This is a genomic window from Roseateles sp. P5_B10 (assembly GCF_056400485.1).
In genome coordinates, this window is sequence record NZ_JBFULE010000064.1 from 1 (window position 1) to 15,363 (window position 15,363).

At 68.2% G+C, this 15,363-nt stretch carries 10 protein-coding genes; 8 read left to right on the plus strand and 2 right to left on the minus strand.

Translation table 11 applies throughout. The features are described from left to right. The 7 genes from AC1DU6_RS06845 to AC1DU6_RS06875 all read left to right on the plus strand — a co-directional run. A partial coding sequence (locus AC1DU6_RS06845; RefSeq protein ID WP_477856410.1) for a beta-galactosidase occupies positions 1-2,117 on the plus strand: 2,117 nt, incomplete at its 5' end. A gap of 14 nt (positions 2,118-2,131) precedes the next feature. After that, positions 2,132-3,475, plus strand: coding sequence for an MFS transporter (locus AC1DU6_RS06850; protein WP_457321782.1), 1,344 nt, complete (start codon positions 2,132-2,134; stop codon positions 3,473-3,475). Positions 3,476-3,489: 14 nt separating this feature from the next. Continuing rightward, on the plus strand, positions 3,490-6,717 hold the full coding sequence (locus AC1DU6_RS06855; protein ID WP_477856411.1) for a glycoside hydrolase family 2 TIM barrel-domain containing protein: 3,228 nt from the start codon (positions 3,490-3,492) through the stop codon (positions 6,715-6,717). Positions 6,718-6,838: 121 nt separating this feature from the next. Beyond that, positions 6,839-7,840 carry a rhamnose ABC transporter substrate-binding protein gene (gene rhaS, locus AC1DU6_RS06860; protein ID WP_457321785.1) on the plus strand — a complete coding sequence of 334 codons (1,002 nt, stop codon included), beginning with the start codon at positions 6,839-6,841 and terminating at the stop codon, positions 7,838-7,840. A gap of 10 nt (positions 7,841-7,850) precedes the next feature. Beyond that, positions 7,851-9,374: a sugar ABC transporter ATP-binding protein gene (locus AC1DU6_RS06865; protein ID WP_477856412.1), complete on the plus strand. Its 1,524-nt coding sequence runs from the start codon at positions 7,851-7,853 to the stop codon at positions 9,372-9,374. Further along, on the plus strand, positions 9,371-10,333 hold the full coding sequence (locus AC1DU6_RS06870; RefSeq protein ID WP_457321788.1) for an ABC transporter permease: 963 nt from the start codon (positions 9,371-9,373) through the stop codon (positions 10,331-10,333). Before AC1DU6_RS06865 ends, AC1DU6_RS06870 begins: the two co-directional genes overlap by 4 nt. Further along, positions 10,330-11,292: an ABC transporter permease gene (locus AC1DU6_RS06875; RefSeq protein WP_457321790.1), complete on the plus strand. Its 963-nt coding sequence runs from the start codon at positions 10,330-10,332 to the stop codon at positions 11,290-11,292. The genes AC1DU6_RS06870 and AC1DU6_RS06875 overlap by 4 nt, the downstream gene beginning before the upstream one ends. On the opposite strand, the gene sctR is transcribed toward AC1DU6_RS06875, so the two are convergent. Together sctR and sctQ are read right to left on the minus strand one after the other, a co-directional pair. Continuing rightward, complete coding sequence (sctR, locus tag AC1DU6_RS06880) at positions 11,265-11,927, minus strand: type III secretion system export apparatus subunit SctR (protein ID WP_457321792.1); 663 nt, start codon at positions 11,925-11,927, stop codon at positions 11,265-11,267. The two genes, AC1DU6_RS06875 and sctR, sit on opposite strands and share 28 nt — an antisense overlap. Before the next feature lie 2 nt (positions 11,928-11,929). Continuing rightward, complete coding sequence (gene sctQ / locus AC1DU6_RS06885; RefSeq protein WP_477856413.1) at positions 11,930-13,009, minus strand: type III secretion system cytoplasmic ring protein SctQ; 1,080 nt, start codon at positions 13,007-13,009, stop codon at positions 11,930-11,932. A gap of 131 nt (positions 13,010-13,140) precedes the next feature. On the opposite strand from sctQ, the gene sctV reads away from it, so the two are divergent. Continuing rightward, positions 13,141-15,255, plus strand: a complete 2,115-nt coding sequence (gene sctV, locus AC1DU6_RS06890; protein ID WP_457321796.1) for a type III secretion system export apparatus subunit SctV — start codon at positions 13,141-13,143, stop codon at positions 15,253-15,255. Positions 15,256-15,363 lie beyond the last annotated feature (108 nt).

The window sequence follows — 15,363 nt, forward strand, 5'->3', positions numbered from 1 at the left end:
CGGTGTGCGCCTACCTGTTCTGGAACTTCCACGAATGGCGCGAAGGCCAGTACCAATGGGAAGGCCAGCGCGACGCGGCTGAGTTCTGCCGGCAGGCGCAAGCCGAGGGCCTGTGGGTCATCCTGCGGCCAGGCCCCTATGCCTGTGCCGAATGGGAGATGGGCGGCCTGCCGTGGTGGCTGCTGAAGCACCCTGGCGACGCCTTCCTGCGCAGCCGCGACGACGCCTTCGTGCAACCCGTGCGGCGCTGGTTCAGGGAGGTCGGCCGGGTGCTGGCACCGATGCAGGTCAGCCAGGGCGGCCCCATCCTGATGGTGCAGGTGGAGAACGAGTACGGCTTCCTGAACGACGACAAGGACTACATGCGCGTGATGCGCCAGGCCGTGCTGGACGGCGGCTTTGACGTGCCGCTGTTCCAGTGCAACCCGACCAACGCGCTCGGCAAGACGCACATCCCGGAGCTGTTCAACGTGGCCAACTTCGGCAGCGACCCAGCGACCGGCTTCAAGGCGCTGGCGGCGCTGCAGAAAGGGCCGCTGATGTGCGGCGAGTACTACTCCGGTTGGTTCGACACCTGGGGATCGCCGCACAAGCGCGGCGACAACGCCCGCGCTATTTCAGACATCGACACCATGCTGAACGCCAACGGCTCGTTCAGCCTCTACATGGCCCATGGCGGCACGACCTTCGGCCTCTGGGGAGGCTGTGACCGGCCCTTCCGCCCCGACACGACGAGCTACGACTACGACGCGCCTATCGGCGAGGCAGGCTGGGTGGGCGACAAGTTCCGCACCTACCGCGACTGCCTGGCCAAGCACCTGAAGCCGGGCGAGGTGCTGCCCGACCCGCCGGCCCGGCTGCCGGTGATGGCGATCCCTTCATTCACCCTCACCGAGACGGCGCCGGTGTTCGCCAATCTGCCGGCGCAAGCGATTGCCGCCGAGTCGCCCAGGAACATCGAGCACTACGACATCAGCCGCGGGCTGGTTGCCTATCGCGTCACGCTGCCGGCCGGCCCCGCCGGCAAGCTGGAGGCCGCGAACGCGCGCGACCTGGCCTGGGTCTTCGTCGGYGGCCGCCTGGCCGGCACGATGGACACGCGCTACCGCCGCTTCAGCGTCGACATCCCCGCGCGCAGCCGCGACACCGTGGTCGAGATCCTGCTCTACACGATTGCCCGCGTGAACTTCGGCATGGAAGTCCACGACCGCAAGGGCCTGCAGGGCCCGGTGATGTTTCGCACGTCGAAGACCGAGACGCAGGAACTCAAGGGCTGGGAGATCCGCGCCATCGACTTCGGCGCCGACGGCGACCTGCCGCCGCTGCGCTGGCAGTCCAAACGATTGGCCGGACCCTCCTTCTGGCGCGGCAGCTTCGAAGCGACGGCAGCTGCCGACACCTTCCTCGACATGTCGAGCTGGGGCCAGGGCATCGTCTGGATCAACGGCCGCTGCCTGGGCCGCTACTGGAGCATCGGCCCGACGCAGACGATGTTTCTGCCAGGCCCGTGGATGAAGGCCGGGCGCAACGAGGTCGTCGTGCTGGACCTGACCGGGCCACGCGCCAACCGCATCGAAGGCAAGACCGCGCCCGTGCTCGACAAATTGCGGCCGGAGCTCGACCTGGCGCGGCCGCCCAGCAAGGCGCGCCCGCGCCTGGCGGGGTTGACCCCGGTGCATGCCGGGCAGTTCGAACGCGGCCCGGCCACGCAGGACGTGCGCTTTGCCGAGCCCGCACGCGGCCGCCAGCTCTGCATCGAGGTGCTCGACAGCTTCGACGGCAAGCCCCATGCGGCAATCGCCGAGCTGGCGCTGCTCGACGCGCAGGGCAAGCCGCTGAACCAGACGGCCTGGACCATCGCCTACGCCAGCAGCGAGGAGGCGCGCAAGGAAGACGGCGGCGCGCTGAACGCCATCAACGGTCAGGCGACTGACTATTGGCACACGGCCTACAGCGGTACCGTCCGTCCCTCCGGTCCGCCGCGCCTCATCATCGACCTCGGCGCGCCGGCCGACATCGCCGGCCTGCGCTACACACCTCGCCAGGGGCCGGACGGCGTCACCGGCCRAATCCGCCGCTACCGCGTGTTCGTCGGTGACAAACTGGTTGCTGAGTGAACACAGGACTGAACATGAACCCGCAAGTCATCGGCAAGTACAGGTGGACCATCTGTGCGCTGCTGTTCTTCGCCACCACCGTCAACTATCTGGACCGCCAGGTCCTGAGCCTGCTGGCGCCGGCGCTGTCCAAGGAGTTCGGCTGGTCCAACACGGACTACGCCAACATCACCGCGGTGTTCCAGTTCGGCTACGCGATCTCGATGCTGTTCGCGGGTCGCTTCATTGATGCGATCGGCACGAAGCGCGCCTTCGCCATCGCCGTGGTCGTCTGGTCGCTTGGCGCCATGATGCATGCCTTCTCCGTGCCCATCGGGGGCATCCTGGTGGCCCTCGGGGTCGGGCTGCCGGTGTCGGTGGCGGGCTTCATGGTGTCGCGCGCCGTGCTGGCCCTTGGTGAGGCCGGGAACTTCCCTGCGGCCATCAAGGCGACCGCCGAATACTTCCCGAAGAAGGAGCGGTCATTCGCCACCGGCATCTTCAATTCGGGAGCCAACGTCGGCGCCATCCTGGCGCCGCTGACCGTGCCGTGGATCGCCGTCACCTGGGGCTGGCAGATGGCCTTCATCGCCATCGGCGCCATCGGCTTCCTGTGGGTCGCGCTGTGGCTCACCTTCTACGATGCACCGTCCCGGCAGCGCCGACTGGGTGCGGCGGAGCTGGCCTACATCAACAGCGACCGCGAGGCCACCGCGCCTGCCGTAGAGGGCGCCAAGGTGCCGTGGTTCCGGCTGCTCGCGCATCGCCAGACCTGGGCCTTTGTCGTCGGCAAATTCCTGACCGACGGCGTCTGGTGGTTCTACCTGTTCTGGCTGCCCAAATACCTCACCGGCCAGTACGGCATGAGCACGACGGACATCGCGCTGCCGCTGACGGTGCTGTACAGCATGACCATGATCGGCAGCATCGGCGGCGGCTGGTTTCCGACCTACTTCATGGAGCGCGGCTACAAGCCTTATGACGGCCGCATGCGCGCCATGCTCGTGATCGCCTTCTTCCCGCTGGTGGTGCTGCTGGCCCAACCGCTCGGCGGCATCAGCTACTGGCTGCCCGTGCTGCTGATCGGCATCGGCGCGTCGGCCCACCAGGCCTGGTCGGCCAACCTCTTCACCACCGTCTCGGACATGTTCCCCAAGCGGGCCATCGGCTCGGTCGTCGGCATCGGCGGCATGGCCGGCGGCCTGGGCGGCGTGGCCGTGTCCAAGCTCGGCGGCTGGATCTTCGACGCCTACGGCGCGCGCGGCGACCTGTCCACCGGCTACATGATCATGTTCTCCATCTGCGCGCTGGCCTACCTGGCCGCCTGGGCCGCCATGAAGGCGCTGGTGCCGCGCCACAAGGAAATCAACGAGCTTTGATGATGGAAATACACATGCAGCTGAGATTGATCGCCGGCGTGAGCGTGGCGTTGCTGGGCGTCACGTTGGGCGGTGCGGCGCGCGCCCAGGCACCGCAGGTGCAGGCAGTGCAGGTCGACGCGTCGAGGCCGGACTGGGAGAATCCGGCGGTCTACGCGCGCGGCAAGCTGCCGGCCGCGGCGACCCACTTCCCGTTCGAGAGCCGCGAAGCCGCGCTGGCCGGCAACCCGGCGCGGTCGACCCGCTACCAGACGCTGGACGGCCTCTGGTCRTTCAGCTTCTCGCCGTCGTCCGACGACGTGCCCAGCGGCTTCGAGAAGCCCGGCTACGACATCTCGGGCTGGAAGACCATCAAGGTGCCGGCCATGTGGCAGGCCGAGGGCTACGACCAGGCCCGCTACAACAACATCACCTATCCCTTCCCGGCCAACCGGCCGCTGATCCCGCACGCCACCAACCCGGTGGGCTCGTATCGGCGCAGCTTCGAGGTGCCGGCGAACTGGTCGGCGCAGGACGTCATCCTGCACATCGGTGCGGCCGGCTCGGCCTACCGGGTCTGGGTGAACGGCGTCGAGGCGGGGTACTCGGAGGATTCCAAGCTGCCCAGCGAGTTCGACATCACGGCGCTGCTGAAGCCGGGGCAGAAGAACGTTGTCGCCATGCAGATCCATCGCTGGTCCGACGGGTCCTACCTGGAAGACCAGGACTTCTKGCGGGTCTCGGGCATCGAGCGCTCGGTCTACCTGAAGGCCGTGCCGAGGACACGGCTGACCGACCTGTTCGTCCATGCCGGCCTGGACAAGGACTACCGCGACGGCGCGCTGTCGGTCGACGTGGCGCTGACCGCGCGCAACCAGCCGCTGACGCTGCGCATGAGCTTGCTGGAAGGCGACAAGCTCGTGCTGACGCGGACCGCTGCCGTCGCGGCCGGTGCGGCCCGCACCGAGACGCTGTCCGCCCCCGTGCCGGGCGTTCGCCCCTGGACGGCCGAGACGCCCAACCTCTACACGCTGCTGGTCGAGGTGCTCGACGCCGACGGCCGGCTCATCCAGGCGACGCCGCAGCGCATCGGCTTTCGCACGGTCGAGATCAGCAAGGGCCTGGTCATGGTCAACGGCCGGCCCATCGTCATCCGCGGCGTCAATCGCCACGAGCACGATCCCGAGACCTTCCACGTGATGTCGGAAGCGTCGATGCGCCGCGACATCGAGCTGATGAAGCGCAACAACATCAACGCGGTGCGGACGTCGCACTACCCGAATGCCGAGCTCTGGTACGCGCTGGCCGACGAATACGGCCTCTACGTGATGGACGAGGCCAACATCGAGAGCCATGCCTACATGGGCTACGGGCACCAGCATCCGGAACTGCGGGCCAAGATCCAGCTCGGCTTCGACCCGGCCTGGGAAGGCGCGCACGTTAGCCGCGTGCTGAACATGGTGGAACGCGACAAGAACCACCCGTCGGTGATCTTCTGGTCCCTCGGCAACGAGGCAGGCCTCGGCCCCAACTTCGAGAAGGCGGCGGCGCAGGCGCGCCAGCGTGACCCCTCGCGGCTGATCTCCTACCTGGGTTGGGGCACGGTGGACTGGCGCCATGAGCCCAACGCCTATGTCGACATCTACGCGCCCATGTACGACGACATCGAGAAGATGGTTGACTGGGCCACCGACCCGACCCGCACCCAGCCCATGATCCAGTGCGAGTACGCCCACATGCAGGGCAACTCGGGCGGCAACTTCAAGGACTACTGGGACACGATCTACAAGTACGAGAAGCTGCAGGGCGGCTTCATCTGGGACTGGGTGGACCAGTCGATGTATCGCACCACGAAGGATGGAAGACGCTACTGGGGCGATGGCGGCGAGTACGGCCCCAACCCGGGCGGCGACATCGAGTTCGGCGACGGCCTGATCCAGCCCGACCGCACGCCCAACCCGCATGTCTACGAAGTGCAGAAGGTCTACTCGCCCGTCCAGTTCGAGGCCTTCGATCCGGTGGCCGCGACGGTCGTCGTGCGCAACCGCCACGACTTCCGCGACCTGTCGGGCTTTGCCTTCGAGTGGGCGCTGCTGGAGAACGGCGTGGCCGTCGCCTCGGGGCCGCTTCCCGGCCTGTCGACCGCGGCGCGGGCCACGCAGAAGTTGCAGTTGCCGCTGTCCAACGTCCGGCGCAAGCCGGGCGCGGAATACCTCGTCACGGTGCGCGCGAGGGCCAGGGCGGGTGCCGTGCCGCTGACGCCGGAAGGTTACGTCGTCGGCTGGGAGCAGTTCGCGCTGACGCCTCCCGTGATCGCATCGGCCCCGCCGGCCAAGGGCACGGTCGAGCTGAAGGAGAGTGCCGACGCCGTGGTCCTGTCGGCCGCGGGCGCGACGCTGTCACTCGATCGCCAGACCGGCCTGCTGACCGGCTACGGCAAGGCAGGAACGCCGCTGTTGACTGGCGGCCAGCCCAACTTCGTTCGTGCCGAGACCGACAACGACACGCTGACTGGCACGGTCGCGCAGCAGGCGCCGTGGAAGGTGATGACCCGTGAGCGCCAGGTCCGGGGCATCGCCAGCCGCCGCCTGCCCGGCGGCGGGGCGGAGGTCGTCGTCGACCATCGCCTGGGCGCCGGCGCGGCGCGCTTCGTCACCAGCTACACCATGCGCGGCGACGGCTCTGTTGACGTGGCGGGCGTGCTGACGCCGCTCAAGAGCGACCTGCCGCCGCCCGTGCGGGTCGGCCTGTGGTTCGACATGCCGCTGGACCTGACCACGGTCACCTGGTACGGCCGCGGTCCCCACGAAAGCTACGTCGACCGCAAGACGGGCGCTGCGGTCGGCCTGTGGCGCGGCGCCGTCGCCGAGCAGAACCACGACTACATGCGGCCGCAGGACACCGGCAACAAGGTCGACGTGCGCTGGCTCGAAGTCTCCGGCGGTGGCCGCGGCCTGCGCGTGGAGGGCCAGCAGCTGCTGATGGCCAACGCGCTGGCCTTCCCCTACACCGACCTCTACCGCCGCGCCCCCGGCACCTGGAAGAGCAGCGACATCGTGGCCCACGACCACGGCACGCTGCTGATCGACGGCGCGCAGTGGGGCGTGGGCGGCGACAACTCCTGGAGCTTCGTCGGCCAGCCTCATGCGCAGTACCGCACCCGGCTGGAGCCGGTTCGCGTGGCCTTTCGCCTTCGGCCATTCGAAGGGGAGGGCAGCACGCCTGGGAAGGCCATGCCCGCGCAGGCGACGATGCCGCAATAGGGCGGCTCGCGCGCAAGGGACTTCGCTCAACAGCTTGCTCGTTGTGCGCCAGGGCCGACATTCTCTGGGCAAGAACGGATAGCCTGCGGCAGCCTTCGAGCCCTCTTTCCAGGAATGCGCCATGACCCTAAGCCGCCGCACGCTGACGCTTGCCGTTTCCGCAGCCGCCTTATGCCTTGCCGCACGGGGCGCGCTGGCCGCCGACAAGATTGCCCTCGTCGCGAAAAGCTCGGGCAACGGCTTCTTCGTTGCCGCCCATCAGGGTGCGCAGGAAGCCGCCAAGGCGCTCGGCGGCGTGGAGATCGTGCTGGCCAGCCCCGCCAAGGCCACGGCCGAAGGGCAGATCGAGGTCATCAACACGCTGATCGCGCAGAACGTCAAGGCCATCGTGGTGTCTGCCAACGACCCCGACGCGCTGGTGCCGGTGCTCAAGAAGGCCATGGCGCGCGGCATCAAGGTGGTGTCCTTCGATTCGGCGGTGCGCAAGGATGGGCGGCTCGTGCATCTCGCGCCCTCGTCCAACGCGCTGATCGGCCAGAAGCTCGTGAGCCTCACGACCGACGCCATCGGTAGCAGCGGCGAGATCGCGGTGCTGTCGGCCACCGCTCAGGCCACCAACCAGAACCTCTGGATCGGCGAGATGAAGAAGGCGCTGGCACAGCCGGCGGCCAAGGGCCTGAAGCTGGTCAGCGTGGTCTACGGCGACGACCAGACCGACAAGAGCTACCGCGAGGCGCAGGGCCTGCTGAAGAGCTACCCCAGCCTGAAGGCCATCGTCGCGCCGACGACCGTCGGCGTCGCGGCCGCCGCCAAGGCCGTGCAGGACGAGAAGAGGGTGGGCCAGGTCTTCGTCACCGGCCTCGGCCTGCCATCGGAAATGGCCGGCCACGTTCGCAGCGGCGCGGTGAAGAGTTTTGCGATCTGGAACCCCATCGACCTGGGCTACTCGGCCATCTACATCGCCCACGGCCTGGTCACCGGCAAAGCGACAGCGACCGCGGGCGCCAAGATCAGCGTCGGCCGGGTCGGCACCGTCACACTGGACGCGAATACCGAAGCAGTGATGGCCGAGCCGTTCACCTACGACGCCGGCAATGTCGACAAGTTCGCCAAGTTCTTCTGACCCGGCCGGGGTGCTCTGCCTGCGGGGCATCCACAAGCGCTTCGGGCCGACGCATGCATTGCGCGGCGTGGACCTCGAACTGAGGCCGGGCCAGGCCCTGGCCGTGATCGGCGAGAACGGCGCGGGCAAGTCGACGCTGGTCAAGATCCTCACTGGCGTGCATCAGCCCGACGACGGCGAGCTGTGGCTGGACGGCCAGCCGCTGCGCCTGCACGACACGCACGCGGCCCAGGCCGCCGGCATCGTCGCCGTGCACCAGGAAACGGTGATGTTCGACGAACTCACTGCGGCTGAGAACATCTTCATCGGCCGTCAGCCCATGCGCGGGCCAGCGGCCTTGCGCGTCGTGGACTGGGCGACGATGAACCGCCTGGCCCAGCAGGTGCTGGACGAGGTGGGCGCGGGCTTTGACGCCACGACGCCGGTCCGGCAACTGAGCCTGGCGCAGCGGCACCTGATCGAGGTCGCGCGGGCCTTGTCGCACCAGGCCCGCGTCGTCATCCTGGACGAACCCACCGCCGCGCTGTCGCAGGCCGAGATCCGCGATTTCTACGGCCTCGTGCGCGRGCTGCTGGTTCGCGGCGTGGCGGTGCTGTTCATCTCGCACAAGTTCGACGAGCTGTTCGCCGTCTGCGACAACTACGTGGTGCTGCGGGATGGCGCCTCGGTCGGCAGTGGCCGCATGAAAGAGGCCAGCGAGCCCGAGCTGCTGCGCCTGATGGCCGGCCGCAGCATCGAGCAGGTGTACCCGCGCGTGGACACGCAACCCGGCGCGATCGTGCTGGAGGCGCGCGACCTCAGTCACCCGACCGAGTTCGACGGCATCAGCTTTGCGCTGCGGCGTGGCGAGATCCTGGGCTTCTACGGCCTGGTCGGCGCGGGGCGCAGCGAGGTCATGCTGGCGCTGATGGGCCTCAAACCACTGGCGCGCGGCGGCATCCTGATAGACGGCCAGGAGCGGCGCATCCGTGATGCGGCCGACGCCATCTCGCTGGGCCTGGCCTATGTGCCCGAGGAACGCCAGCGCCAGGGCGGCATTCTCGATTTCTCGGTGCGGCACAACCTCAGCCTGGCCGCGCTGGCGGGGTCCAGCCATGCCGTGAAGGGCCAGGTCTCGCGCGGGCCCTGGCTGTCCGCCTTGCGCGAAAGCGCCTGGGCGCAGCGGCTGATCGAACGGCTGAACATCAAGACCGCCAGCCAGGACACGCCGCTGTCCGGCCTTTCCGGCGGCAACCAGCAGAAGGTCGTCATCGGCAAGTGGTTGGGGCTGGACCCGCGGGTGGTGATCCTGGACGAACCCACCAAGGGCATCGACGTCGGCGCCAAGCAGGCGGTTTATCAACTGGTCGCGGAGATGGTGGCGCAGGGGCTGGCGGTCATCCTGGTGTCGTCCGAACTGCCCGAGGTGATGCACCTGGCCCACCGCGTGGTCGTCATGAAGCGTGGCCGGCAAGTCGCCGAGTTCCAGCGTGGCGAGGTGGATGCAGAAACTGTCGTGGCTGCGGCTTCGGGCCTGAGCAGGAACGCCRCATGACGCGTCGCGAATGGGCGCTGGCGGCCGTCATCGTGGCCATCACCCTGGCGGTGGGCCTGCGATCTCCCGTGTTTCTCACGCCGCGCAATGTGCTGGACATCGCCAACGATTCGGCCCTGCTGGCCATCCTCGTCATCGGGCAGATGCCCGTTCTGCTCACGCGCGGCATCGACCTGTCCGTGGCGTCCAACCTGGCCTTGACGGGCATGCTGGTGGCGCTGGTCGGCAAGCTCTGGCCCGAAGCCGGCGCGCCGGTGTTGATCCTGCTGGCGCTGGCGCTGGGCGCGGCGCAGGGCGCCCTCAACGGCTGGCTGATCACGCGGTTCGAGTTGCCGCCCATCGTCGTCACGCTGGGCACCATGTCGGTCTATCGCGGCGCCATCTTCCTGGTCAGCGGCGGCGCCTGGGTCAACGACCAGGACATCCACGCGTCCATCAAGGCCTTGCCTCGCGCGGAGCTGCTGGGCTTGCCGCTGCTGGTGTGGATTGCAGCCGCCGTCGCAGCGCTGGGATGGTGGTTGCTGCGCTGGCGACGGGAAGGCCGTGATCTCTACGCCTGCGGCGGCAACCCCGCTGCGGCGCGGATCGTGGGCATCCCGGTGTCGCAGCGCATTCGCATGGCCTACACCTTGTCGGGCGCTTGTGCCGGGCTTGCCGGCCTGCTCTGGGTCGGCCGCTATGCCATTGCTTTCACCGAACTGGCCGCCGGCTTCGAGCTGACCGTGATTGCGGCCTGCGTCATCGGCGGTGTCAGCATCGCGGGTGGCGTCGGCACGGTTGGCGGCGCGTTGCTGGGCGTGCTGTTCATCGGCGTCATCAATGCGGCCCTGCCGGTCATCCACGTCTCGCCGTTCTGGCAGCAGGCGATTGCCGGCGCTGTCATCCTGGTTTCGGTGATGCTGAACTCGCGAGCACAGCGCCGGTCGGGGCAGCAGATCCTGGAAAGGCGAGCGGCATGAAGGCCTGGGGTTCCTGGGAATGGGTGCTGACGGCGCTGATCGTCGCCGTCTACGTCGGCTTCGGCCTGTGCATCGACGGTTTTGCCTCGCCCTCTGCGATCGCCGACAGCACGACCAATATGTCGGAAAAGGCCCTGATCGCGATGGCCATGGCTCTGCTGATCATTGCGGGCGAGATCGATCTCTCCATCGCCGCGACGATGGCGCTGTGCTCCCTGGCCATGGGCTATGCGATGCAGGCCGGCGCAGGCCCGGCCGGCATGATCGCCGCCGCTCTGGGTTGCGGCATCGTGTGTGGCGCATTCAACGGCTGGCTGGTCACGCGCTGGCAGCTGCCCTCCATCGTCGTCACCATCGGCACGCTGTCGCTCTACCGCGGCCTGGCCCTGGTGCTGCTGGGCGACCAGGCCATCACGGGCTACCCGGAATGGTTGAGCCAGTGGGGCAACGGTACGCTGGGGGATCTTGCGGGTTGGCCGTGGCTGATCGTGCCGATCGAGTTCGGCGTCATGCTGGCCGTGGCGGTGGTGTTCATGCTGCTGCAACACCGCACGGTCCATGGCCGGCGCATCTACGCCATTGGCGCCAACCCCGTGGCCGCGCGCTTCTCGGGCATCGCGGTGCAGCGCTACCGGCTGTTGCTCTTCACGCTTGCCGGCCTGATGGCGGCGTTGGCGGCCGTGCAGCTGACCGGCCGCATTGGCAGCACGCGGCCCAACCTCGCGCTGGGTTGGGAACTGGACGCCATCACCATCGTCATCCTTGGCGGCGTGGCGATCCAAGGTGGCCGCGGCGGCATCGTCGGCGTGCTGCTCGCGACAGTGCTGCTGGGCGGCTTCACCTTCGCACTTGGCATGCTGAACGTCTCCGGGATGGTGATGACGACCGTCGTTGGCGGATTGCTCATCTGCGTCATGGTGCTACCGCACGGCTATCGATACGAAAGCACCAGCCCGTGAATCAAGCGGGCCCACCCGTCGAGCATGACGAACAACAGCAATTTGAACGGCAGCGAAATGGTGGTCGGCGAGATCATCGACATGCCCAGCGCCAGCAGCACCGTCGCCACGATCAGATCGACCACGACAAACACCAGGTAGAGGACAAAACCGATCTGGAAGGCCCGCGTCAATTCGCTGAGCGTGAAGCTCGGCACCATCACCAGAAAGTCGTCGGCCTGCAGTCTGTCAGCCTGTTCCTTGGGCCAGATGGCGGCGGCCGACTTCAGGAAGAACTGGCGTTCGCGCTCATGGGTGTGCTTTTGCAGGAAGGCCTTGAGCGGCGCCTTGCCGGCGTCCAGCACCGTCACGACGTCAGTCCAGCCCTCGCTCCTGGCACCGGCCTGGCGGTGACGCAGCGCATCGGCCACCTCCATGCCCACCGGCGCCATGATGTAGACCGACAGGATGATGGCGATGCCGTTGAGCACCATGTTCGGCGGCGTCTGCTGCAGGCCGAGCGCGGTGCGCAGCAGGCCAAAGACGATGACCAGCTTGGTGTAGCTGGTCACCATCATCGCGACGAAGGGCGCCACCCCGAAGGCGAGGATCAGCGCCACGAGCGTCATGGGCTCGGGCATGCCGGTGGTGTTCATCGTCAGGTCTTCAGCTCGGTGGGCGCGAACTCGGAGACGCGCACGCCCAGGCGTTCGCCCACCGCCACCAGGAAGCCTTTGCCCAGCACGTTGCCGTGGGCCAGGATGCGCACCGGGCTGCGGTTCAGCGGCTGCGTCAGATCGAACACATGGCCGGGGCCGATGTTCCTCAGCTCGCCGAGCGACAGGCTCAAATCACCCACCTCGAAGCGCAGCGCCACTTCCAGCGCATTGAGCCGGTCCAGCGGCAGGCCCGTCGCGATGTCGCTCTCGCCGGCATTGGCAAGTTCATCTCGGTTCATCGAAAGGTCTCTCCATTGCGTGACGGTGATGCGCGAGCCCTCGGCTCGCGCGATGAGTTGCCGGCCTGCCGGGCCGCCCAGCTCGGCCTGCACAACCAGGCCCGTGCCGGCGGCGGTCCAGTGTTCGACGCTGACGATGTCGCCCGGCCGGATGCCGCGCACTTCGGCCAGGCTCAGCACGCTGCCGCCGATGCGGAATGCCAGCGGCACGCGCAGGCCGTCGAAGCTTTTGCTCATGGGGCCGGCTGAGGCAGCCGGCGGGGCGGGGACCAGCTTGTCGAGCGCCGAGGGGTCCTGGAACAGCACGAAGCCCTGCCAGGGCCAGGCCTGGCCATCGGTGGCCACGGTGAAGCAGGCAGCGGCCTCCAGTGGCGCCGGTGAGTCGGCCTCCTCATCAGGCTCACCCGGCGACCATTCGAAATGCAGACGCAGGGCCGCTTCAAGTGCGGTGGCCACCGGCTGCAGTGCATCGGCCAGCAACACGTAGCGCAACTCGGCTGGCAGCAGGGCATGGCTGCGCTCCTGCAGCAGCGCGGCCTGCGCGGGGGAATCCAGCATCAGCCAGCCCGTGTGAGGGCCGAGGCGGAATCGATAACGGCCAAATCCAGTGAAATCCTGGACGCTGCCGAAGCGCCACTGCAGGCGATGCCTCGCGCCCTGCAGCGTCAGCTCGATGGGCGGCGCGCGGCGGTCGTAGAGACGGTTGAGAGCCAGGCAGGCGGGCGCCGGCAGGCGCGTCAACGCGCTCACTTCGCTCAGATCGATCACGGCGGTAGGCATCAGCACGCGGCGAGCGTAGCCATCCGCGGGGCTGGGAGGAACTACGTGAATTCGTAGCACCGCGCATAACGGCGGGGCGCTACGGGGACTCGTAGTGGTGCGTAAAAAAGTCACGCCATAGAGTGCTTCGCATGGCCGACCCCGCACCGAACGCACTGCAAAGACACCTGCCGCGACGCAGCGGCATGAAGGACCTGATCGCCAGCGCGGGCCGCCACAACGACCTGCTGCTGGCCGGCATGCTGGTGGCCATCGTCGCGCTGTTCGTGCTGCCGCTGCCCACGCCGTTGCTGGACTTCCTGATCGCCGCCAACTTGTCGATGAGCCTGACCCTGCTCATCGTGGCGATGTATGTGCCGTCGGCGCTGTCGCTGTCCACCTTCCCGTCGCTGCTGCTGTTCACGACGCTGTTCCGGCTGGCGCTGAACATCGCATCGACCAAGCTCATCCTGCTGCACGCCAATGCGGGTCACATCATCGACACCTTTGGCAAGCTGATCGTCGGCAACAACGTCGTGGTCGGCGGCGTGGTGTTCCTGATCATCGCCATCGTGCAGTTCATCGTCGTCGCCAAGGGCTCGGAGCGGGTGGCCGAGGTGGCGGCACGCTTCGCACTGGACGCCATGCCCGGCAAGCAGATGAGCATCGACGCCGACGTGCGCGCCGGCGTGCTGTCGTCGGTGCAGGCGCAAAAGCGCCGCCAGCAGCTGGAGCAGGAATGCTCGCTGCACGGCGCGATGGACGGCGCGATGAAGTTCGTCAAGGGCGATGCCATCGCCGGCATCGTCATCGCGCTGGTCAACATCCTTGCGGGCCTGGCCATCGGCACGCTGATGCACGACATGAGCATCGGCGGCGCGCTGCAGCGCTACGCCATCCTCACGGTGGGCGACGGCATGGTGTCGCAGATCCCGTCGCTGCTGGTGTCCATCGCCTCAGGCGTGGTCATCACCCGCGTGTCGGCCGACGGCGAGCCGCACGGGGGCCAGCTGGCCAACCAGATCGCTCGCCAGTTGATGGCCCATCCCCGTGCGCTGGTGATTGCGGGCCTGGCCACCGCCAGCTTCCTGCTTGTGCCCGGCTTTCCGAAGTGGGTCTTCGGCACGCTGGCGCTGGTGGTGCTGGGCGCCGGGCTGCTGACGCGCCGGCTGCTTGACAGCCGCCGCACGCCGGCCTGGATGTCCTATCGCGACGCGGACGACGACGGTGGCGAGGTGGTGCAGGGCGCCATCGCCGCACCGCTGGAGCTGCGCCTGTCCACCGGCCTGCGCGGGCGCCTGGACCGCCCCGCGCTGGACCTGCGCATGGCCGCAGCCAAGGCCCGCGTCGAGAGCGACCTGGGGCCGGTGTTCCCGCGCGTGCAGGTCGGCTGGGGCAGCGGCCTGGGCGAGAACCAGTACCAGGTGCTGGTGCAGGACGTGGTGGTCTCGCAAGGCACGCTGCGGCCGGGCAGCTGGCTGCTCGACGCGGCCGAGGCCGCCACGCCGCCGGTGGGTGCCGAGGTGGCGGAGCCCTTCGGTCCTTTCTCGCGGGTCGTATGGGTCGATGCCGCACCGACAGCGGTCCGTGCCTGGACCTGCGAAGACGTGCTGGGCCTGCATGTGGACCATGCGGTGCGCCGCCACATCGCCCAGCTGATCGGCCTGCAGGAGGTGCAGCGTCTGCTGCACGCGGCACAGCGCGAGGTGCCCGAGCTGGCGGCGGAAGTGGCACGCGCCGTTCCGTTGCAACGCCTGGCCGAGGTGCTGCGCCGGCTGCTGCAGGAGAACGTACCCATCCGCAACCTGCACGCCATCTTCGAGAGCCTGGCAATCTGGGCACCTACGGAGCCCGACGTCGTCGCGCTGACGGAGCTGGTGCGCATCGATCTCGGCCGCTTCATCACCAGCCGCCATGTCGGCGCGCGGCGCGAGTTGCACGCCATCCTGTTCGAGTCCAGCCTGATCGACCGCGTGCAGGCGGCCATCGAGCGCTCGCCGCGCGGCAACCTGCTGCTGCTCGACCCCGCGGTCGCGCAGGACGTGCGCGAACAGGTGCGCCGCATCCTCGGTGGCGCCCAGCAGCGCGTGGTGGCCATCGTGTCGTCCGACACGCGGCGCTACATCAAGACGCTGATCGAGCCGGTGGCGCCCCAGCTGGCGGTGCTGTCCTACCAGGAGGTCGACGAGGACGTCGCACTGCAGCCGGTGGGCTGGGTCAGCAACCCGCAGCCGCAGGCCTTCACCCCGATCGCGGAGGCGGCATGAACGCCGCGCCGGGCCGCCCCAAGCAAGTTCGCTCCCGCTCGGCGGGAGTGAGCCCGGACTTGGGATGCCCGATGGGCATTCCAAGCCTGGCGAACGCCTGGCCGATGC

Coding starts and splice junctions, on each gene's coding strand:
- AC1DU6_RS06850 (WP_457321782.1), top strand. CDS start 2,132: ATGAACCCGCAAGTCATCGGCAAGTACAGGTGGACCATCTGTGCGCTG.
- sctV (WP_457321796.1), top strand. CDS start 13,141: ATGGCCGACCCCGCACCGAACGCACTGCAAAGACACCTGCCGCGACGC.
- AC1DU6_RS06875 (WP_457321790.1), top strand. CDS start 10,330: ATGAAGGCCTGGGGTTCCTGGGAATGGGTGCTGACGGCGCTGATCGTC.
- sctR (WP_457321792.1), bottom strand. CDS start 11,927: ATGAACACCACCGGCATGCCCGAGCCCATGACGCTCGTGGCGCTGATC.
- AC1DU6_RS06870 (WP_457321788.1), top strand. CDS start 9,371: ATGACGCGTCGCGAATGGGCGCTGGCGGCCGTCATCGTGGCCATCACC.
- rhaS (WP_457321785.1), top strand. CDS start 6,839: ATGACCCTAAGCCGCCGCACGCTGACGCTTGCCGTTTCCGCAGCCGCC.
- sctQ (WP_477856413.1), bottom strand. CDS start 13,009: ATGCCTACCGCCGTGATCGATCTGAGCGAAGTGAGCGCGTTGACGCGC.